Source organism: Pantoea sp. PGP6 (assembly GCF_053474785.1).
This window is the reverse complement of record NZ_JBQBMA010000001.1, coordinates 1,945,050-1,965,446: the sequence shown is the minus strand read 5'-3', so window position 1 is coordinate 1,965,446 and position 20,397 is coordinate 1,945,050. Positions and strand designations below refer to the sequence as shown.

19 protein-coding genes, 1 tRNA gene and 2 other RNA genes are annotated in these 20,397 nt (G+C 54.6%); 13 read left to right on the top strand and 9 right to left on the bottom strand.

Annotated features, from left to right (window positions below; all coding sequences use genetic code 11):
- Positions 1-84: 84 nt before the first annotated feature.
- Positions 85-1,101 (bottom strand): two-component system response regulator RssB, encoded by a 1,017-nt coding sequence (gene rssB, locus ACLIBF_RS09280; protein ID WP_089561436.1) that lies wholly within the window; start codon positions 1,099-1,101, stop codon positions 85-87.
- A 99-nt stretch (positions 1,102-1,200) separates the two neighbouring features.
- Complete coding sequence (gene rssA, locus ACLIBF_RS09275) at positions 1,201-2,106, bottom strand: patatin-like phospholipase RssA (protein WP_031374592.1); 906 nt, start codon at positions 2,104-2,106, stop codon at positions 1,201-1,203.
- 97 nt (positions 2,107-2,203) lie between these two features.
- Here rssA and ACLIBF_RS09270 point away from each other — a divergent pair, with 97 nt between their 5' ends.
- From ACLIBF_RS09270 to xthA, 6 genes are all read left to right on the top strand, one after another.
- Complete coding sequence (locus tag ACLIBF_RS09270) at positions 2,204-2,659, top strand: YchJ family protein (RefSeq protein WP_031374593.1); 456 nt, start codon at positions 2,204-2,206, stop codon at positions 2,657-2,659.
- A gap of 56 nt (positions 2,660-2,715) precedes the next feature.
- A complete protein-coding gene (gene purU / locus ACLIBF_RS09265; RefSeq protein WP_031374594.1) occupies positions 2,716-3,564 on the top strand; it encodes a formyltetrahydrofolate deformylase in 849 nt (282 codons plus the stop codon).
- Between the two features lie 144 nt (positions 3,565-3,708).
- Positions 3,709-3,793: transfer RNA gene (locus ACLIBF_RS09260), tRNA-Tyr, on the top strand.
- Between the two features lie 41 nt (positions 3,794-3,834).
- Positions 3,835-3,962, top strand: a non-coding RNA gene (locus ACLIBF_RS09255) — RtT sRNA.
- A 41-nt stretch (positions 3,963-4,003) separates the two neighbouring features.
- A non-coding RNA gene (locus tag ACLIBF_RS09250) (RtT sRNA) lies at positions 4,004-4,131 on the top strand.
- A 154-nt stretch (positions 4,132-4,285) separates the two neighbouring features.
- On the top strand, positions 4,286-5,092 hold the full coding sequence (xthA, locus tag ACLIBF_RS09245; protein WP_069728540.1) for an exodeoxyribonuclease III: 807 nt from the start codon (positions 4,286-4,288) through the stop codon (positions 5,090-5,092).
- Positions 5,093-5,139: 47 nt separating this feature from the next.
- On the opposite strand, the gene ACLIBF_RS09240 is transcribed toward xthA, so the two are convergent.
- The 3 genes from ACLIBF_RS09240 to ACLIBF_RS09230 form a co-directional block, all read right to left on the bottom strand.
- Positions 5,140-5,448 carry a YnjH family protein gene (locus tag ACLIBF_RS09240; protein WP_031374595.1) on the bottom strand — a complete coding sequence of 103 codons (309 nt, stop codon included), beginning with the start codon at positions 5,446-5,448 and terminating at the stop codon, positions 5,140-5,142.
- Positions 5,445-7,361, bottom strand: a complete 1,917-nt coding sequence (locus ACLIBF_RS09235) for a DNA topoisomerase III (protein ID WP_069728541.1) — start codon at positions 7,359-7,361, stop codon at positions 5,445-5,447. Before ACLIBF_RS09235 ends, ACLIBF_RS09240 begins: the two co-directional genes overlap by 4 nt.
- A 195-nt stretch (positions 7,362-7,556) precedes the next feature.
- Positions 7,557-8,108, bottom strand: a complete 552-nt coding sequence (locus tag ACLIBF_RS09230) for an NAD(P)H nitroreductase (protein ID WP_031374596.1) — start codon at positions 8,106-8,108, stop codon at positions 7,557-7,559.
- 174 nt (positions 8,109-8,282) lie between these two features.
- Between ACLIBF_RS09230 and sppA the strand changes: the two genes are divergently transcribed.
- The 3 genes from sppA to pncA all read left to right on the top strand — a co-directional run bounded on the left by sppA (position 8,283) and on the right by pncA (position 11,878).
- On the top strand, positions 8,283-10,142 hold the full coding sequence (gene sppA / locus ACLIBF_RS09225; RefSeq protein ID WP_089561435.1) for a signal peptide peptidase SppA: 1,860 nt from the start codon (positions 8,283-8,285) through the stop codon (positions 10,140-10,142).
- 97 nt (positions 10,143-10,239) lie between these two features.
- Positions 10,240-11,253, top strand: coding sequence for an asparaginase (gene ansA / locus ACLIBF_RS09220; protein ID WP_159223474.1), 1,014 nt, complete (start codon positions 10,240-10,242; stop codon positions 11,251-11,253).
- Positions 11,254-11,269: 16 nt separating this feature from the next.
- On the top strand, positions 11,270-11,878 hold the full coding sequence (gene pncA, locus ACLIBF_RS09215) for a bifunctional nicotinamidase/pyrazinamidase (protein ID WP_031374598.1): 609 nt from the start codon (positions 11,270-11,272) through the stop codon (positions 11,876-11,878).
- 73 nt (positions 11,879-11,951) lie between these two features.
- Here the strand turns inward: pncA and ACLIBF_RS09210 are convergent, their stop codons facing one another.
- Both ACLIBF_RS09210 and msrB read right to left on the bottom strand, forming a co-directional pair.
- Entirely contained in the window at positions 11,952-12,233 is a 282-nt protein-coding gene (locus ACLIBF_RS09210) for a YeaC family protein (protein ID WP_031374599.1), read from the bottom strand.
- A gap of 5 nt (positions 12,234-12,238) precedes the next feature.
- On the bottom strand, positions 12,239-12,649 hold the full coding sequence (gene msrB, locus ACLIBF_RS09205; RefSeq protein ID WP_031374600.1) for a peptide-methionine (R)-S-oxide reductase MsrB: 411 nt from the start codon (positions 12,647-12,649) through the stop codon (positions 12,239-12,241).
- Positions 12,650-12,991: 342 nt separating this feature from the next.
- Here msrB and gapA point away from each other — a divergent pair, with 342 nt between their 5' ends.
- Entirely contained in the window at positions 12,992-13,990 is a 999-nt protein-coding gene (gapA, locus tag ACLIBF_RS09200) for a glyceraldehyde-3-phosphate dehydrogenase (protein ID WP_069728542.1), read from the top strand.
- A gap of 74 nt (positions 13,991-14,064) precedes the next feature.
- Complete coding sequence (locus tag ACLIBF_RS09195) at positions 14,065-14,961, top strand: D-hexose-6-phosphate mutarotase (protein WP_069728543.1); 897 nt, start codon at positions 14,065-14,067, stop codon at positions 14,959-14,961.
- Here the strand turns inward: ACLIBF_RS09195 and ACLIBF_RS09190 are convergent.
- Positions 14,958-15,809 carry an aldo/keto reductase gene (locus tag ACLIBF_RS09190; protein WP_448309560.1) on the bottom strand — a complete coding sequence of 284 codons (852 nt, stop codon included), beginning with the start codon at positions 15,807-15,809 and terminating at the stop codon, positions 14,958-14,960. The genes ACLIBF_RS09195 and ACLIBF_RS09190 overlap by 4 nt on opposite strands.
- A 72-nt stretch (positions 15,810-15,881) precedes the next feature.
- The gene (locus ACLIBF_RS09185) at positions 15,882-16,631 is read right to left on the bottom strand and encodes a MipA/OmpV family protein (protein ID WP_031374604.1); all 750 of its coding nucleotides are present in this window, start codon (positions 16,629-16,631) and stop codon (positions 15,882-15,884) included.
- A gap of 419 nt (positions 16,632-17,050) precedes the next feature.
- Between ACLIBF_RS09185 and yeaG the strand changes: the two genes are divergently transcribed.
- Positions 17,051-18,985, top strand: coding sequence for a protein kinase YeaG (gene yeaG, locus ACLIBF_RS09180; protein ID WP_031374605.1), 1,935 nt, complete (start codon positions 17,051-17,053; stop codon positions 18,983-18,985).
- 87 nt (positions 18,986-19,072) lie between these two features.
- The gene (locus ACLIBF_RS09175; protein ID WP_089561432.1) at positions 19,073-20,347 is read left to right on the top strand and encodes a YeaH/YhbH family protein; all 1,275 of its coding nucleotides are present in this window, start codon (positions 19,073-19,075) and stop codon (positions 20,345-20,347) included.
- Positions 20,348-20,397 lie beyond the last annotated feature (50 nt).

Below are 20,397 nucleotides of genomic sequence, written 5' to 3'. Positions count from 1 at the left end.
ACCGTCGAAATTAAGACTATTACCCAAGTGTAAAGCTAACTTCTGGCCCTGTCTCCAGCGCCAGATCAAATTAATTTTTGCTGTTTATTCTTCAGCCGATAGCATCAGACGAATGCGTCCGCCTGCGCCCCAGACGTGGCATTGCCAGTTTTCGGCACGCTGACTGATCTGATTAAGATGGGTGCTTCCCATGGTGCCCAGAGGCACGCCGTTGCTGAGTTGAATCTGATGGGCATGAACGTGAAGCGTGGCGTTTAAACCGGCTGAAACCAGGATGAGATTTTTTAAACCGCGGTGATAATAACCAACCAGTAACGGGAACTGACCGCTCAGGTTGGCCTGCCGTAACAGCAAATTGACCTGTCTGAGCAGGCCATTGAGTTCCGGCAAGCGCTGTTTCTGTCCCGACAACTGCTCCTGCAGCAAGCCGTTGAACAGCGCACGCAGCAGCAACGCGGCCAGTACTCCATTGTCGCCCGCCCGGGTGACGTCCAGACAGTAGAAAGCCAGGTCTTTATCTGAGAGGGCTGCAATATCCAGAACCAGGCCAGGCTGCTCGGCCATGGTGAGCTGGCGGTAGTTGACCCGACAATTGGCGATGGTTTGTTGCACCGGCGGCTGAAGCTGCTTAAGCAACTTGGCGGCCGCTTTCGGATCGCGCACCAGCGCATCCCAGTCCTGGAACAGCTGTTCATCCTCCTCCACTTTAGAGGTGAACATTGAGGGATAGAGACACTCATAGACCGCTTCACGGAAGCGCTCAAAGTTCTTCAGCGGTTTCAGCAGCACATCCTGCACCCCGAGGCGCAGCACGTGGGCGATATCAGACATGTTTTCGGTTGCCGAGATGATCAAAATCGGCACCGCATTGCCACGGGTACGAATATGTTCAACGAACTGGATACCGCTCATGCGCGGCATCTCCAGATCGCAAATTATCAGGTCGACAGTATGCTGTTGTAATTGTGCAATTGCTTCCAGACCATCTTCCGCTTGTAACGTCACAGCACCCATCGATAACAAAAATTGGTCCAGCAACGAACGGAAAACAGCCTCATCTTCGACAATGAGTATCTTTTTGCCGATTAGTGGTTTTTCCATTCTTTCCCCCTGCGTACCAGATATTTCAATAGTGGTTCATAAAACGCAGTTGCGCCTTTCAGAATTGCCCGAAGTAACATCTGTGAATGAACAACCTGATTATCTGCCACGGACCAGTGGTAACAGTTCATCCATTTTCTTCTCAACGGCGGCCTTGCCTGCCTCGATAGCCTCTTCAGCGCGGTGAAAGTCCAGCGTCGAAATTTGCGGACAAACAGGCTGAATCAGGACATCGGGCGGATCGCCTGCCATACGATTTCGCTTCAGGCGATTTTCCAGCACCTGGATAGAGGTGGTCATGATCTCCATCGCTCCCGGTGTCTGGGACGCACGACGCTGGCTAAAATTCACCAGTCGCTGTCGCAGCTTCCCGCTCCAGCTCAATGCCACCGCGGCGGCTTCTTCTTCACTGTTCTGGGGTGTCACGGAAAACAGGTCCTGCTGCATCAGATGTGCGTCGTGCTGCAGGTCTACGGCGATAACAATGTCAGCGCCGAGGGCACGCGTTAATGAAATCGGCACCGGATTGACCACGGCACCATCCACCAGCCAATACCCATTGTAGCCCACGGGCGGTAATAAACCTGGCATACTGCAGGATGCCCGCACCGCCTGATGCAAATCGCCCTCGGTCAGCCACAGTTCACGGCCGGTACTGAGGTTGGTCGCGACCACGCCAAAGGGTTTACCGCAGGTCTCAATGGTGTCATTGGGGATTAACTGCCGGACGTGATTGAATACCCGCTCGCCGCGCAATAACCCCCCGCGCTGCCACGAAACATCCATCAGGCGAATCACATCCCAGTAACGAAACGCGCTGACCCACTTTTCCATCAGCGGCAAGCGGTTATTAACATAGGCCGAGCCGACCAGCGCGCCGACTGAACATCCCGCCACCACATCGACTTCAATTCCGGCGTGCTCAAGCGCCTTAATTACGCCGATATGCGCCCATCCTTTGGCCGCTCCAGAACCCAGAGCCAATCCAATTTTTACCTTTCTCATCTGTGTCTGGTCCTGCCGTCAATACATAGCGTCACAACGTAGGGTCAGCTAACATAGCGCGCTGGTTTATATCGACTCATCACCTTCAGGAGATCACGTGTCAGACATCTGCCCATGTTGTAGCGGAGAGCAGTATAGCGTATGTTGCGAGCCCTTTCTTAAGGGTACCCAAATTCCTGTTACAGCTGAACAACTTATGCGTTCACGTTATTGTGCCTATGTTCAGCAGAACGCAGATTATCTGGTTTCTACCTGGCATCCTGCCAAACGTCAGCCCGCGCTGGCAGGGCTTTTATCTGAAAGTTTTCAGGGCACTGAATGGCTAAGCCTGAATGTAACTCGTTGTAATCATGGAAGCCATGAGAATGAAGCTTTCGTCACCTTTTTTGCGCGATACCGCGAGAAAATGACCATTCAGGCCATTCATGAGTGTTCACGCTTTCTTCGTGAGGATCAACGCTGGTACTATGTCGACGGAACGGCGCCCCAGATTGGCCGTAACGATCGGTGCCCCTGCGGCTCCGACAAAAAATACAAAAAATGTTGTGGCTAAGCCAAAGGCAACCGCAACGGTTCTACCCCTAATGCTTTGACAGGACTCTGATTGAGATGCAAGCGCAAACCATGCAAAGAAAAGTTTTACGTACCATTTGTCCCGATGCAAAAGGTCTGATCGCCAAAATCACCAATATTTGCTACAAGCACGAGCTGAATATTGTGCAAAACAATGAGTTTGTTGATCATCGCACCGGGCGTTTTTTTATGCGCACAGAGCTGGAAGGGATCTTTAACGACAACACCCTGCTTGCCGATCTCGATAGCGCCCTGCCTCAGGGTTCAGTCCGTGAACTGCACAGCGCCGGCCGCCGCCGCGTGGTTATCCTGGTGACCAAAGAGGCACACTGCCTCGGCGATCTGCTGATGAAGAGCGCCTTTGGCGGTCTGGATATGGAAATTGCCGCGGTGATCGGCAACCATGACACGCTGCGTTCGCTGGTTGAGCGTTTCGATATTCCTTTCGTGCTGGTCAGCCATGAAGGCCTGACGCGCGAAGAACACGATAGCCGGATGGTTGAAGAGATCGATCGTTACCAGCCTGACTATGTGGTGCTGGCGAAATATATGCGCGTGCTGACCCCGGCGTTCGTGCAGCGCTACCCTAACCAGATCATCAATATCCACCACTCGTTCCTGCCCGCCTTTATTGGCGCCCGTCCTTATCATCAGGCGTATGAACGCGGCGTGAAAATTATCGGCGCAACTGCGCACTACGTAAATGACAACCTCGACGAAGGTCCAATCATTATGCAGGACGTCATCAATGTCGATCACAGCTACACCGCTGAAGAGATGATGCGTGCCGGTCGTGACGTTGAAAAGAACGTGTTAAGCCGCGCACTGTACAAAGTGCTGGGCCAGCGCGTGTTTGTTTACGGTAACCGAACGATTATTCTTTAATCACGCCAGTGGCTGAATTGCCTGAGGATTCAGCGCTACGGGCAAAAAGTGGGCAAACAGATGCTGTTTTGCCGATGGGCGCTTTACACCCTTATCGCATTTGGTATGATGCGCCCCGCTTTAAGACATAAAGATTCAGGCCATGGTGGGATTCCCGAGCGGCCAAAGGGAGCAGACTGTAAATCTGCCGTCACAGACTTCGAAGGTTCGAATCCTTCTCCCACCACCATCTTGCATATCGCACACGATTCCCAAACTAATACCTAAACTTCCTGTTCTGCGGGGAGAGGGATGAGAACCTTCGATTAAGGTTCGGGTCGAGCCTTGCGAGACAACGCGCTTCAGCGCGGCCCGAAGGGTGAGGCGCAACGCGCCGAATAATCCTTCTCCCACCACCATCTTGCATATCGCACACGATTCCCAAACTAATACCTAAACTTCCTGTTCTGCGGGGAGAGGGATGAGAACCTTCGATTAAGGTTCGGGTCGGGCTTTGCGAGACAACGCGCTTCAGCGCGGCCCGACGGGCGAGGCGCAACGCGCCGAATAATCCTTCTCCCACCGCCCTCTCCTGTTTTAACCTGCTGTTACTGCTTATCTCCCCCCTGCTCTGTTGGTCTGTCCCTGCCCTCTCGTATCATCTTCCACGCTTCGGTCATGACTTTTTCAGCAAAAATCGCTACCATCCCAGCCTATTACTCGCTGAACAATGGTCGATTCCATGAAATTTGTTTCATTTAACATCAATGGGTTGCGTGCCCGTCCGCATCAGCTCCAGGCACTGGTCGAACAACATAGTCCGGACGTCATCGGCCTGCAGGAAACCAAAGTCCATGACGACATGTTCCCGCTGGAAGACGTGGCGAAGCTCGGTTACAACGTCTTTTATCATGGTCAGAAAGGCCATTACGGCGTTGCGCTACTGACGAAGGTACAGCCGGTAGCAGTACGCCGTGGCTTTCCCGGTGATGATGACGATGCACAACGCCGCCTGATTATGGCCGAAATCCCCAGCCCGATTGGCGACATCACGGTGATTAACGGCTATTTTCCGCAGGGCGAAAGCCGTGACCATCCGACCAAGTTTCCGGCTAAAGAGAAATTTTATCGCGATCTGCAACGTTTTCTGACCGACGATCTGCCCGCCGACAAACCGGTGCTGATCATGGGCGACATGAATATCAGCAGCACCGATCTGGATATTGGGATTGGTGAAGAGAGCCGCAAGCGCTGGCTGCGTACCGGCAAATGTTCATTCCTGCCGGAAGAGCGTGAGTGGATGGATCGGCTGCTGGGCTGGGGACTGGTGGATACCTGGCGTGAACATAATCCTGAAACCGCCGATCGCTTTTCGTGGTTCGACTACCGCTCAAAGGGTTTCGATGATAACCGCGGTTTACGCATTGATCTGGTTCTGGCGAGTAAAAACCTGGCGGCCCACTGCGTAGAGAGCGGCATTGATTATGCTATCCGCAGCATGGAAAAGCCGTCGGATCACGCGCCAATCTGGTCCACCTTCCGCTTCTGATCGACGCGCTTTAACTGAAGGTCGCGTGGCCGACTGCCACGCGACGACTATTTGACTATTTTCCAGATCAGATTATTGGTGCCCAGCGAGTGTTCATCACGCGCGCACTGCAGTAACACTCCTTCCGATTTCACCACCGCCCCTTCGCTGTAGTTACGATTATCAAAAATACAGCAGCGCAGACAGTCCGGCTGACGCCGTTGTCCCTGGGTCCAGACTTCCGGCGGCAGGTCGACTACCACATCAGTGTTGACGCCATTGTCGCTGTCCGGCGGCGGCTGATGTCGGCTGTTGGCCTCTGCGGCACCGCCAGCCAGCGACAGGGCCAGCACCATTAATAATGAAAAACGTCTCATTCCGTCTCCTTGACTTTACGCTTTGTTTTGCGCACCGGACGTTTTTGTCCGGTGGACGGTAAGCCCCGAAAGGCATGCACCGCAGGCTGTTGCCGCGCCTGATGAATCAGTCCGGTCAGGGTCTGCACCAGCGGCTGCATGAACTCATCATAGCGGCAGGCCTTTTCACTGATCCGGGTCAGGGTGGATTCCCACTGCGCGGTCATATCCGGGCGTGCAGCCAGATCGGGTAACGAGTGGATCAGGGCACGTCCGGCCTCAGTTGAGTGGATATAGCGGCCCTTTTTCACCAGGAAGCCACGACGAAACAGCAATTCGATAATGCCGGCGCGGGTCGCTTCCGTTCCTAAACCATCGGTCGCACGCAGCACTTTCTTTAATTCTTTATCCTGAACGAAGCGGGCAATTCCGGTCATCGCCGAAAGGATGGTGGCGTCCGTAAACGGACGCGGTGGCTGAGTCTGCTTCGCCAGCACCTCACCGCGCTCACACAACAGCTCATCGCCTTTGGCGACCACCGGCAGCGGCATACCATCATTCTCTTCATCCCGCTCTTTGTTACCGAGCAGTGCCCGCCAGCCCGCTTCTGCCAGGAAACGCGCTTTGGCGACGAATTTGCCGCCAGCGATCGCCAGTTCTATCACGCATTTGCGGAACACCGCATCCGGACAGAACTGCATCAGATACTGGCGCGCCACCAGCGCATAGATATTTTGCTCGTTCTCACTCAGTTTCACCGAACCGGCGCGGGCAGTCGGAATGATCGCATGGTGCGCATCGACCTTTTTGTCATCCCAGCAGCGGTTACGGCGATCGGCGTCAAAATCGGCCGGCGGCGTCAGCTGCGGCTGATGGGCCTGAATGGCATTGAGTACCGCATGGCGGCCGGCGAAATGCTCTTCCGGCAGATAACGGCTATCGGAACGTGGATAGGTGATCAGCTTATGGGTTTCATACAGCCGCTGGCAGGTATCCAGCACCGTTTGTGCACTCAGGCCGTAACGCTTCGCCGCCTCAATCTGCAGGCTGGATAAGGAGAACGGTAACGGTGCACCTTCGTTTTCCCGTTTATCGCTGTAGGCGGTAACCGCCGCTGGCTGGCCGGTGATACGCGCCACCACATGATCAGCCAGCGCCCGCTTCAGCAGACGCCCCTCCTCATCCTGCCACGGCTCACAGGCTTCGCTCGGCACCCAGCTGGCGACGAAACGCACCTCATCCGGCGTAACGATGTGGGCTTTTACCTCGAAGTAATCTTTCGGCAGGAAATTCTCTATCTCTTCATCGCGCCGCACCACCAGCCCGAGCACCGGCGTCTGCACCCGACCCACTGACAGCACGCCATCGTAGCCGGCACTGCGCCCCAGCAGCGTCCAGGCACGGGTCATATTGATGCCGTACAGCCAGTCGGCACGGGCGCGAGCCAGCGCTGAAACACAGAGCGGAATAAATTCCCGGTTCTCCCGCAGGCGGTTCACCGCGCGATCCACCGCCTGTGGATTGAGATCGTTGATCAGGCAGCGCTGTACCCGACTGCGCTTTTCCGCTGGCAGGTTGAGATAGTCCAGCACCTCATCGACCAGCAACTGTCCTTCGCGATCGGGGTCACCGGCATGCACGATCTCACTGGCCTGGGCCAGCAATCCTTCTACCACTTTCAGCTGTTTGGCGACTGACGGGCGCGGCTTAAGCTGCCACTTTTGCGGAACGATCGGCAGGTCGGCTAACGACCAGCGCGCGTAACGGCTGTCGTAACTGTCGGGTTGCGCCTGCTCCAGCAAATGCCCGACACACCAGGTCACCACCTGATCGTTGCCGCAGGCGATAAATCCATCGCCGCGTCGATGAGGTTTTGGCAGCACATCGGCAATGGCCCGCCCAAGACTGGGTTTTTCCGCAATAAACAAACGCATTAAATCAGGTAATCCTTAACATCAGGGAATAACAGTGATAACCGGTTGTTCGCTGTTGGCTGCAAATATGGCGGCTATGTTAGCCTGGCAAGGCGTCTGGCGTAAGCGTCACGGACCGGGATAGCGATCATTCGCACAGGAAGCGTTCAATAAGCAGGGCCAGAGGATGCCCTGCCGGCAGGTTCAGAATAAGGGTCAGAAGTAACTGACGAAAGGCGCGGTGTCGGGCGGCAACACGGTGGTGCTGGACTTCAGCTGCGGCGTGCCTAAATAGAGGAAGCCGACAATTGCATCCTGTTCCCGGCAGCCGAATGCCTGGCGCACCGTCTGATCGTCGGTCCACGGGCCGCTGCGCCAGATACCATTATAGCCCTGCGCTGCTGCCGCCATCTGCATCGCCATCACTGCGCAGCTGGCGGAAGCAATCTGCTCCCAGCGCGGCACTTTCGGGTGGGGTTCACAATATGCCACCACGGTAATGATCATTGGTGCGCGAAACGGCGACTGACTGGCCTTGTTGATCGCCTTCTCATCCAGTTGCTTATCACGTGCTGCCTGCTCCAGCAGCTGACTCAGCCGATCGCGGCCCTCATTTTCCACAATAATAAAGCGCCAGGGTTGCAGCGTGCCGTGATCCGGTGCGCGCATACCGGCACGCAGTATATTTTCCAGCGCCTCGCCGGCGGGTGCCGGGTCGGTCAGACGTGATGCCGAACGACGGTTAACCAGTAACTCCAGTGCATCCATGTTTTTTCTCCCGATCGCATTGATGTTGCTGTAATCCTGGCACAGTCAGATTTTTTGTAACAGTCGGCGGTGAATTCCTGCTGACTTTTAGCACGCTGCTCTTTAGGATGAGCTCGTCGGGGAAGCCTGGTACGCGCGGCGGCCACTTCCGGCTACATGAATATGGAGAGTCTGATGCGCACATTGTGGCGAATTATTGCAGGTCTGTTTCGCTGGACCTGGCGGGTATTAAATTTTATCAGGGAATTCATTCTGAATATTTTCCTGATTTTGTTGATTGTGGTAGGTGTCGGGATCTGGCTGCAGGTGAGCGGATCGGGCGGCAGTTCAGCGCCGATGCAGCAAGGTGCGCTGCGGGTCGATCTCAGCGGTGTGCTGGTCGATAAGCCTTCGGTCAGTAATCGGCTGAGCAAAATTGGCCGGCAGTTGCTGGGTGCCAGCAGCGATCGGCTGCAGGAAAATTCGTTGTTTGACGTAGTTGATGCGATTCGTCAGGCCAAAACGGACAATAACATTAAAGGCATGGTGCTGGATTTACGCGACTTTGCCGGCGGCGATCAGCCTTCGCTGCAGTACGTTGGTAAAGCACTGCGCGAATTCCGCGACAGCGGCAAGCCGATCTATGCGCTGGGCGACAGCTACAGCCAGGCGCAATATTATCTCGCCAGCTACGCCAGCAAAATCTACCTGTCGCCGCAGGGCACGGTCGATCTGCACGGGTTTGCCACCAACGGCCTGTATTACAAAACCCTGCTGGAAAAACTGAAAGTCACTTCCCATGTGTTCCGGGTCGGGACCTATAAATCTGCGGTAGAGCCGTTCCTGCGTGACGATATGTCACCTGCCGCCCGCGACGCCGATAGCCGCTGGGTGGGTCAGCTGTGGCAGAACTACCTGAATACCGTGTCAGCGAACCGTCAGATTACGCCAGAGCAGCTATTCCCGGGTGCAGCGGCGGTGATTGCCGGGCTGAATGCGGTTAAAGGCGATACTGCGCAGTACGCGCTGGATAACAAGCTGGTGGATGCGCTGGGTTCCCGTGCCGCCGCCGATCAGGAGCTGGTGAAAACCTTTGGCCTTGATAAGCAGAGTAATGATTATCGCAGCGTCAGCATCTACGACTACGCGGTTAAACCGGCCTCGGCGCAGGATGGCAACATTGCTGTGGTGCTCGCCAGCGGCGCGATCATGGACGGTGAAGAGACGCCAGGCAACGTCGGTGGCGATACCACCGCCGCACAGATTCGCGATGCGCGTCTCGATCCGAAAATCAAAGCCATTATCCTGCGGGTTAACAGCCCAGGCGGCAGCGTGACCGCCTCTGAAGCGATTCGCGAAGAGCTGGCGGCGGCGCATGCTGCCGGTAAGCCGATTGTGGTATCGATGGGCGGCATGGCGGCATCCGGCGGCTACTGGATTTCGACCCCAGCCAACTACATCGTGGCTAACCCAAGCACCCTGACCGGCTCTATCGGTATTTTTGGCGTAATCAATACGCTGGAAAACAGTCTGGATGCGATTGGTGTGCACACCGACGGTGTAGCCACCTCGCCGCTGGCTGATATCTCCACCACCAAAGCGCTGCCAACCGAAGTTCAGCAGCTGATGCAGCTGACCATCGAAAATGGTTATCACAACTTTGTGGGTCTGGTGGCGAAGTCACGCAACAAGACGCCGGAGCAGATTGACGCCATCGCGCAGGGCCACGTCTGGACCGGTAGCGATGCCAAAGCCAATGGGCTGGTCGATGCACTGGGTGACTTTGACGATGCGGTTAAGAAAGCCGGTGAGCTGGCAAAAGTCAGCAAACCGCAGCTGAGCTGGTATCAGGATGACCCGAGCTTCCTCGATATGATGCTGAACCAGGTCAACGCCTCGGTACGCGCGGTGCTGCCGAATCCGCTCAAGGCCTGGCTGCCTGCGCCGATGCTGGATGTGATGAGCGCGATGAAAGCCCAACCCGGTCTGTTTGATCATCTTAACGATCCGCAAAACCGTTACGCCTTCTGCCTGAACTGCGGCGACGTGCGTTAAACTGTGCGATAAACCTCGCAGCCCGGCCGATGGTCGGGCTGCTTTTCCCCGCCTTTCCCCTTATACTGCGCGTTTTACGGCAAGTCTGAGTTCTCTAATGCAAAAGAAAAACATCTACGTAGCCTACACTGGCGGTACCATTGGTATGCAGCGATCGGCACAGGGATACATTCCGGTTTCCGGCCATCTGCAGCAGCAGCTGGCTAACATGCCTGAATTCCACCGTCCCGAGATGCCCGATTTCACCATTCATGAGTATCAGCCGCTGATCGACTCGTCCGATATGACGCCGCAGGACTGGCAGTCAATCGCAGAGGATATCCGGCAGAATTATGATCACTATGATGGTTTTGTGATTCTGCATGGCACCGATACCATGGCGTTTACCGCGTCGGCCCTCTCCTTCATGCTGGAGAATCTGGCTAAACCGGTTATCGTCACCGGGTCGCAGATTCCGCTGGCGGAGCTACGTTCAGATGGGCAGCAAAACTTATTGAACTCGCTGTATGTCGCGGCCAATTATCCGATCAGCGAAGTGTCGCTGTTCTTCAACAATACGCTCTACCGCGGCAACCGGACCACCAAAGCGCATGCCGATGGCTTTAATGCTTTCGCTTCGCCTAACCTCTCCGCGCTGCTGGAAGCCGGTATTCATATTCGCCGCCTGAATACCCCGCCTGCACCGCAAGACCAGGGTGCACTGATTGTGCACACTATTACGCCCCAGCCGATTGGCGTGGTGACCATCTATCCAGGCATCTCGGCCGATGTGGTACGCAACTTCCTGCGTCAGCCGGTAAAAGCGCTGATCCTGCGCTCTTACGGTGTCGGCAACGCGCCGCAGAATGCGGAGTTCCTGGCAGAACTCCAGCAGGCGAGCGAGCGCGGTATCGTGGTGGTCAATCTGACCCAATGCATTTCGGGCAAGGTCAATATGGGCGGCTACGCCACCGGCAACGCGCTGGAACATGCTGGCGTCATCAGCGGTTTTGATCTGACCGTTGAGGCAGCGCTGACTAAGCTGCACTTCTTACTCAGCCAGAACCTCTCCGCCGATGAAATACGCAGCAAAATGCAGCAAAATTTGCGCGGTGAACTGACAGAAGATTGAGACGGAGCGACTTGTAATGAAACGCGCACTGATCATTATTGATATCCAGAATGATTTTTGTCCGGGCGGCCCAATGGCCGTCCATGAAGGCGACCAGACTGTTGAGGTCGCCAACCGCTATGCGCGCACCTTCATCCAGAACGGTGAACCGGTGGTCGCGCTGCAGGACTGGCATCCGGCTGACCATGGCAGTTTCGCCTCGGTCTCCGGCGAACCGGTGTACACCCTCGGCGAATTAAACGGTCTGGCGCAGATCTGGTGGCCGGATCACGGCATTCAGGGAAGCCAGGGGGCCGATTTCCATCCTGGCCTCGAGCGTTCGCTGTTTGATGCGGTGTTCCATAAGGGTCAGGACCAGGATGTTGACAGCTACAGCGCCTTCTTCGATAACGGCCATCGCCGCAAAACCGAACTCGACAGCTGGTTACGCGAACGCGAGATCACGCATCTGGTGGTGCTGGGACTGGCGACCGACTACTGCGTGAAATACAGCGTGCTGGACGCGCTCGAGCTGGGCTATCACGTTGAGGTGGTCAAAGAAGGCTGTCGCGGCGTGAACCTGAATCCCGAGGACAGCGAGATCGCTTTCGCGCAAATGACCGCCCAGGGCGCGGTGCTGATATGAAAAAAGCTGGCGCTAAGCCAGCTTTTTTTTGCCGGTAAAGGCGGGTCAACCGTTGACGGTGAAGGTGGCTCATTCAGTGCAGGTTGAGGCGGGTCACGTCTGAGTCGATGCCGAACTCTTCTTTAAGCTGCTTTTTCGACTTCGTGACCATCTCACCGTCTTTGCCAATCGTCATGTGCTGCGGGCTGTCGTTATGCCGCGCCTGCCACAGCATCACCAGCTGCAGGCAGTTGTCGCGCTGTTCCTGCGTTAGCGCTACGCCATCCGGCCATTTCCCAATCTCTACCGCCGTCGCCAGTCGCTGATAGACTTCCGGCGTCATTGCGGCGAGCATCGCTTCAAGTTGCTGCTTCATCGCCATTATCCTTTGGTCTGTTCGCCCTGCTCGTCAGTAAAATTCAGTGAGGCGGAATTGACGCAATAGCGTTCTCCGGTCGGCTGCGGGCCATCAGGGAAGACGTGTCCCAGATGTGCGTCACATTGACCACAGCGAATCTCAATGCGCTGCATGCCGTGTGAATCATCTTCAATATAACGAATCGCGTCGTCGCTCACCGGCTGGTAAAAGCTCGGCCAGCCACAACCTGAATCATACTTGGTCTCAGACAGAAACAGCGGCGCGTTACAGACCAGACAGTGGTAAATGCCTTCCTGTTTGTTGTGCAGCAGTGCGCCACTGTAAGGCGGCTCCGTTCCGCGATGCTGGGTCACATAACGCTGCATTTCTGTCAGCTGCGCAATTTTTGCTTCGGGTGCGGTGTCTTTAGCCATTTTTAAGATTCCGGAAGGTGCCATTCTGAAAATTTCGACTACTATTCTAACAAATGATCAACATAAGGCGGGTCTTTTTTCGTGCTCACCCTTTCAGTCCGACGTCTGCAACCCGGATTTGTGACTTCGATCACCTTTTATCCGGAGCATCCCTATATATTCGGCGATTGATTAAACGAAGCGCGATATCATTGGCGGTCCGCAAGCGATTGCGCATCGAATAATTCCTTTCAGGCGAATTGACCTGTCGCAACAATTGACACGATTCCGCTTGACGCCTGGTAAGGTTTTTGTAATTTTACAGGCAACCTTTTATTCACTAACAAATAGCTGGTGGAATATATGACTATCAAAGTAGGTATCAACGGTTTTGGCCGTATCGGTCGCATCGTTTTCCGTGCTGCTCAACAGCGTTCTGACATCGAAATCGTTGCAATCAACGACCTGCTGGACGCCGATTACATGGCGTACATGCTGAAGTATGACTCTACTCACGGTCGTTTCGACGGCACCGTAGAAGTTCAGGACGGCGCGCTGGTTGTTAACGGCAAGAAAATCCGTGTTACCTCTGAGAGAGATCCGGCTAACCTGAAGTGGGACGAAGTCGGCGTTGACGTTGTTGCTGAAGCAACCGGTATTTTCCTGACCGATGAAACTGCACGTAAACACATCACTGCAGGCGCGAAGAAAGTTGTTCTGACTGGTCCATCGAAAGATGACACCCCAATGTTTGTTCGTGGTGCAAACTTCGACAAATACCAGGGTCAGGATATCGTTTCTAACGCATCGTGCACCACTAACTGCCTGGCTCCACTGGCAAAAGTGATCAACGACAAGTTTGGTATCGTTGAAGGTCTGATGACCACTGTTCACGCAACTACCGCTACCCAGAAAACCGTTGATGGCCCGTCTCACAAAGACTGGCGCGGCGGCCGCGGCGCATCTCAGAACATCATCCCTTCATCAACTGGCGCAGCGAAAGCAGTGGGTAAAGTTCTGCCAGAGCTGAACGGCAAACTGACCGGTATGGCTTTCCGCGTACCAACCCCTAACGTCTCCGTCGTTGACCTGACTGTACGTCTGGAAAAAGCGGCTTCTTACAAAGAAATCTGTGCTGCTATCAAAGCCGCTGCAGAAGGCGAGATGAAAGACGTGCTGGGCTATGTTGAAGATGACGTGGTTTCTACTGACTTCAACGGCGAAATCCTGACTTCAGTGTTTGACGCTAAAGCCGGTATCGCGCTGAACGACAACTTTGTGAAACTGGTTTCCTGGTATGACAACGAAACTGGCTACTCAAACAAAGTTCTCGACCTGATTGCGCTGGTTTCTGCTAAATAAGGCAGCCAGACATCATTGAGAATAAGGGCGACTTCGGTCGCCCTTTTTTTGATCCGCTCAGGAAGGAATCGAACATGCAAGATAAACTGTTTTCTCTGCCGGTGGTGACGCAGATCTCCCCTTACCTCTCGCAGCGTCAGGTCGGAGAACTGCCGGCGATTATCGTCAGTCATCCCAAAGTACGTGCGGCTCTGACACTGCAGGGCGCCCATCTGATTGCCTGGCAGCCCAGCGGTGAGCAACCGGTACTGTGGCTCAGTGACAAGAGCCAGTTTGCGGCCGGTAAAGCGATTCGCGGCGGCGTGCCGATCTGCTGGCCCTGGTTTGGCCCGGCAGGCGAACCGGCGCACGGCTTTGCCCGCAATCAGCCGTGGACGCTGTCAGCGCATGATGAAAATGAAGATGGCGTGATGCTGACGCTGGTGCTGGAAAGCAATGCTCAGACGCTGAAGCTGTGGCCGCATGAGTTCACCTTAATTGCCCGCTTCCGGCTCGGCCAGCATTGCGAGATCGAACTGGAAGCGCACGGTGACTTTGAAGCAACCGCCGCGCTGCACAGTTATTTCACCGTCAGCGATATCAGCGGCGTTGAAGTGTCAGGGCTGGGAAACAGCTATATCGACAAGGTAAATCAGGGTGAGATCGGCAGCAGTGACGGTAAGCAGCGCTATCCGGGCCGGATTGACCGCATCTTTACCGCAGCCGAAGACTGCTCAGTGATCAACGATCCGGCTGCTCAGCGGCAGATTGAAGTCTATCATCACCATCACAGTGACGTTGTTACGTGGAATCCAGGGGTTGAGCTCTCCTGCAGCATGGCCGATATGCCGAATGAGGGCTACAAGACCATGGTTTGCGTCGAGACGGCCCGTATCAACAAGCCACTGCGCAGTGCAGGCGAAAAGCCGGCCCGTCTGGCCACCACCTTCCGCCTGAAGAAAAAAGTCAGCGGCGAGGCGGTTAAGGCTTAAACCACGTCGAGCGGCAACTTGTGCTGCGGTGCCGGATAACGCTGGTTGATCAGGCTGAGATCGTCCTCTGTCAGAACCACCTCCAGCGCCGCAGCATTTTCCTGCACATGGGCGACAGAACTGGCTTTGGGAATGGCGATAACCCCAGGCTGACGGATTACCCACGCCAGCAGTAGCTGCGCCACGCTGATGCCCTTTTGCTGTGCAAGCCGGGTCAGTTGTGGATCGCTGAACAGGCTATCGCGTAGTCGTCCGGCCTGTGCCAGCGGACAATAAGCCATGATCGGCAGGTTTCGCTGCTGGCAGGCTGGCAACAGATCATATTCAATGCCGCGTGAGCCAAGATGGTACAGTACCTGATTGGTCGCGCACTGCGCCCCACCCGCTTCATCCCACAGCTCAGCCATATCATCGGTATCGAAATTAGAGACGCCCCAGTAGCGGATTTTACCCTGCTGCTGCAGACGTTCCATCGCCCGTATCGTCTCTTCCAGCGGAACGTTACCGCGCCAGTGCAGCAGGTAAAGATCGAGGTAATCGGTTCTCAGGCGGCGCAGGCTGCGCTCGCAGGCCCCGATAGCATCCTGCTCACCGGCATTCCACGGATAGACTTTAGACACCACCAGCGCCTGGTCACGACGCCCCTGCAGCGCTTCACCCACTACCTGTTCGGCAGCGCCGTCAGCGTACATTTCCGCCGTGTCGATCAGGCGCAGACCGCATGCCAGTCCGGCCTGCAGCGCAGCGACTTCGGTTGCACGCTGCGCCGGGTTTTCGCCCATATACCAGCTGCCCTGGCCGATCACCGGCAGAGCGTGATGGCCGGCAAAATTGATGAGGTTACGCATTCCGCTCTCCCGCCCCATTATGAGGCCCCATAAAAGAACAGAGGGCATAAAATGCCCTCGTTTAGTGCGTTATCAGAAGGTGTAACTGACGCCGGTCCAGAGTGTCGCCTGGCCGCTTTTATCAATCATCGGGCTGTCTTTGATTTCGCTGTCGAAGCGGGTATAGCGTCCGACGACGCCAACGTTCCACTCCGGCGAAATCTGATAGCTGGCGCTCAGCTCGACATAAGGTGACCAGCTGTCATCCGGATTGTAGCGGCTGATGCCGGTACGGGCGCTTTCATGGCCGGAAACACCGTAGTAATAACGGTTTTGATTGGCACTGTTCCACATCGCACCAATACCCGGCGTCAGGCTGAAATCACCCATTTCGAAACGGTAAAGGTAGGTTAAGTCCCAGATCATACCGTTGCTGTTGTTCAGCACGTCACCCAGTAAGGCGGTGCGAACAATACCCCAGTCGGCAGTATGACGGTAGGTGGCACCCGCCATCAGGGTCATGCGACGTTTATCCAGCCCTTTCATATCGCCCAGATCGTTGTCGCTGGGTTTGTATTCCTGCGGGGAACCGAGCACCGTCAGTGACAGCTGGTTCTGCGGATCTTTCCACAGGTAGTAACCGCCCTGCAGGCTGCGGAACCAGAAGTCTTCACCTTCGTAATTGATCACCGGAACCGGCAGATAACGGTCCTGACCACCACGATAAGGGGACTCGGCATAAATCACTGAAGCACCGACAGAAAGCGGTGCGGCGTTAACGCCGCCAGAGAGCAAATAACAAGGTAAAAGTGCGACAAGCGCCTTAAATTTGAATTGGTTCACAATTTATTCATTCCATAAATATAACAATCAAACATGAAGTCTAACGTTTTTTTGCGACTGGATTAACTTATATCGAATTCCTTTAAGCGACCAGCCGCTGAAAGTGGCATTAAAGGTTAAAATCACGTTAAGTTAAGTCAACAGAGGCGCATACCGGCCTTACATCAAACCGATTATGTTGTTGATCTCACCCTCACCTATCCACAGCCATGGAGGAAATTTCTTAGAAGCCATCTACAGTTAGAAGTAAGACCAGACATATTGTACGAGCAGAGTAACCATAAAAGTTGTGTATCCCGATAAAAACGATCAGGTTGGCATAAGGGTTGCTGTACTCAATAGAGAATATCTTCCGGGAGCTGCATGAGCCTCTAATTACGCTCCTTACCTGTGCTAAAAACGAAAGGACGGGCATCGCTATGAATATATTCGATCACTATCGTCAGCGTTATGAAGCTGCCAAGGACGAAGAGTTCACACTGCAGGAATTTCTTGCTATCTGTAAGCAGGATCGCAGTGCATACGCCAACGCTGCAGAGCGACTGTTAATGGCTATTGGTGAGCCAGTAATGGTTGACACTGCTCAGGAGCCACGCCTTTCCAGAATATTCTCCAACCGTGTGATGGGACGCTATCCGGCGTTCGAGGAGTTTTACGGCATGGAGGAAGCGATTGAACAAATCGTCTCCTACCTGAAACATGCCGCTCAGGGACTTGAAGAGAAGAAACAGATCCTCTATCTGCTGGGTCCGGTCGGCGGCGGTAAATCCTCGCTGGCTGAGCGGCTTAAATCGCTGATGCAGCGCGTACCGATCTACGTGCTGAGCGCCGATGGCGAACGCAGCCCGGTCAATGACCATCCGCTCTGCCTGTTCAACCCGCAGGAAGATGCCCATATCCTTGAAAAAGAGTACGGCGTGCCGCGTCGCTACCTCGGTACCATTATGTCGCCGTGGGCGGCCAAACGTCTGCACGATTTCGGTGGCGATATCTCACGCTTTAAAGTGGTTAAGGTCTGGCCATCGATTCTTGAACAACTGGCGATTGCCAAAACCGAACCTGGCGATGAGAACAACCAGGATATCTCGGCGCTGGTGGGTAAAGTGGACATCCGTAAACTGGAAAATCACGCGCAAAACGATCCTGATGCCTACGGCTACTCCGGCGCATTGTGCCGCGCTAACCAGGGCATCATGGAATTCGTCGAGATGTTTAAGGCGCCGATTAAGGTACTGCATCCCTTACTGACCGCTACCCAGGAAGGTAACTATAACGGTACCGAGGGTATTTCGGCCCTGCCGTTTAACGGCATCATTCTGGCGCACTCTAACGAATCAGAATGGGTCACCTTCCGTAATAACAAAAACAATGAGGCGTTCCTTGACCGTGTTTACATCGTCAAAGTGCCTTATTGCCTGCGGGTCTCAGAAGAGATCAAAATATATGAAAAACTGCTGAATCACAGTGAGCTGGCCACCTCGCCTTGTGCACCCGGCACGCTGGAAACCCTGGCTCGCTTTTCGATTCTGTCGCGGCTGAAAGATCCGGAAAACTCAAGCATCTACTCCAAAATGCGGGTTTATGACGGCGAAAGCCTGAAAGATACCGATCCTAAAGCCAAATCGTGGCAGGAGTATCATGACTACGCTGGCGTGGATGAAGGGATGAACGGTCTGTCGACCCGTTTTGCCTTTAAGATCCTGTCGCGCGTCTTCAACTTTGACCATGCCGAAGTGGCGGCCAACCCGGTGCACCTGTTTTACGTGCTGGAGCAGCAGATTGAACGTGAGCAGTTCCCGCAGGACCAGGCGGAAAAATACCTGGAGCACCTGAAAGGTTATCTGATCCCGAAATACGCCGAGTTCATTGGCAAAGAGATTCAGACCGCTTACCTGGAATCCTATTCCGAGTATGGTCAGAACATCTTCGATCGCTACGTGACCTACGCCGACTTCTGGATTCAGGATCAGGAGTATCGCGATCCCGATACCGGTCAGCTGTTCGATCGTGAATCGCTGAATGCGGAGCTGGAGAAGATTGAGAAACCTGCTGGTATCAGTAACCCGAAAGATTTCCGTAACGAGATTGTCAACTTTGTGCTGCGCGCCCGGGCACACAATAACGGTCGCAATCCGAACTGGACCAGTTACGAGAAATTACGCACCGTGATCGAGAAGAAAATGTTCTCGAATACGGAAGAGTTGCTGCCGGTGATCTCCTTCAATACCAAGACCTCTACCGATGAGCAGAAGAAACATGATGATTTCGTCGATCGCATGATGGAAAAAGGCTATACCCGCAAACAGGTGCGCCTGCTGTGTGAATGGTATTTGCGTGTGCGTAAATCGTCCTGATTAAAGTAAGCAAACCGGTATTTCGATACCGGTCGTCTAAAGGTCGGGCTAGCCCGACCTGCTTGCAATGTAGTTTGGGGGAACACTATGGCCTATTTCATCGATCGCCGGCTGAACGGTAAAAACAAGAGCGCGGTTAACCGCCAGCGCTTCTTGCGCCGTTACAAGTCGCAAATCAAGCAGTCGATCTCCGAGGCCATCAATAAACGCTCGGTTACCGACGTCAGCAGCGGTGAATCTGTTTCGATACCTATTGATGACATCAATGAGCCGATTTTCCACCAGGGACGCGGCGGCAATCGCCATCGCGTGCATCCCGGAAACGACCATTTTGTGCAGAATGATCGCATTGAGCGACCGCAGGGCGGCGGTGGCGGCGGCAGTGGTCAGGGCAACGCCAGTCAGGATGGCGAAGGACAGGATGAATTCGTCTTTCAGATTTCCAAGGATGAATATCTCGATCTGCTGTTTGAAGATCTGGCGCTGCCCAACCTGCGTCGTAACCAGCATCGTCAGCTGAATGAATACAAAACGCACCGCGCCGGCTACACCTCTAACGGGGTGCCCGCCAACATCAGTGTGGTGCGCTCGTTGCAAAATTCACTGGCGCGCCGTACGGCGATGACCGCAGGGAAACGGCGGATGCTGCACGAGCTGGAAGAGACGCTCAGCATCGTTGAGAAATCGGAACCGGCCCAGCTGCTGGAAGAGGAGCGCCTGCGCAAGGATATCGCTGAACTGCGCGCACGCATTGAGCGGGTGCCGTTTATCGACACCTTTGACCTGCGCTACAAAAACTTTGAGAAGCGTCCGGAGCCCTCCAGCCAGGCGGTGATGTTCTGCTTAATGGATGTCTCAGGTTCAATGGATCAGGCCACTAAAGATATGGCCAAGCGTTTCTACATTTTGCTCTATCTGTTCCTGAGCCGGACCTACAAGAATGTCGATGTGGTCTATATCCGTCACCACACTCAGGCTAAAGAGGTTGATGAACAGGAGTTCTTCTACTCGCAGGAGACCGGTGGCACCATCGTTTCCAGCGCGCTGAAGCTGATGGATGAGGTGGTCAAGGATCGCTATGACCCGGCGCAGTGGAATATCTACGCTGCGCAGGCGTCCGATGGCGATAACTGGGCCGATGATTCACCGCTTTGTCACGAAATTCTGGCGAAGAATATCCTGCCCGTGGTGCGTTACTACAGTTATATCGAAATCACCCGTCGCGCCCACCAGACCTTGTGGCGCGAGTATGAGCATCTGCAGGCGATGTTCGACAACTTCGCGATAGAGCATATTCGCGAACCGGAAGATATCTATCCGGTGTTCCGTTCTCTGTTTCATAAACAGGCGACCGAAGCCTGATCATCCAAGCCGGCTTATCACCGGCTTGTTTTTTATCTGCTGAATAACCT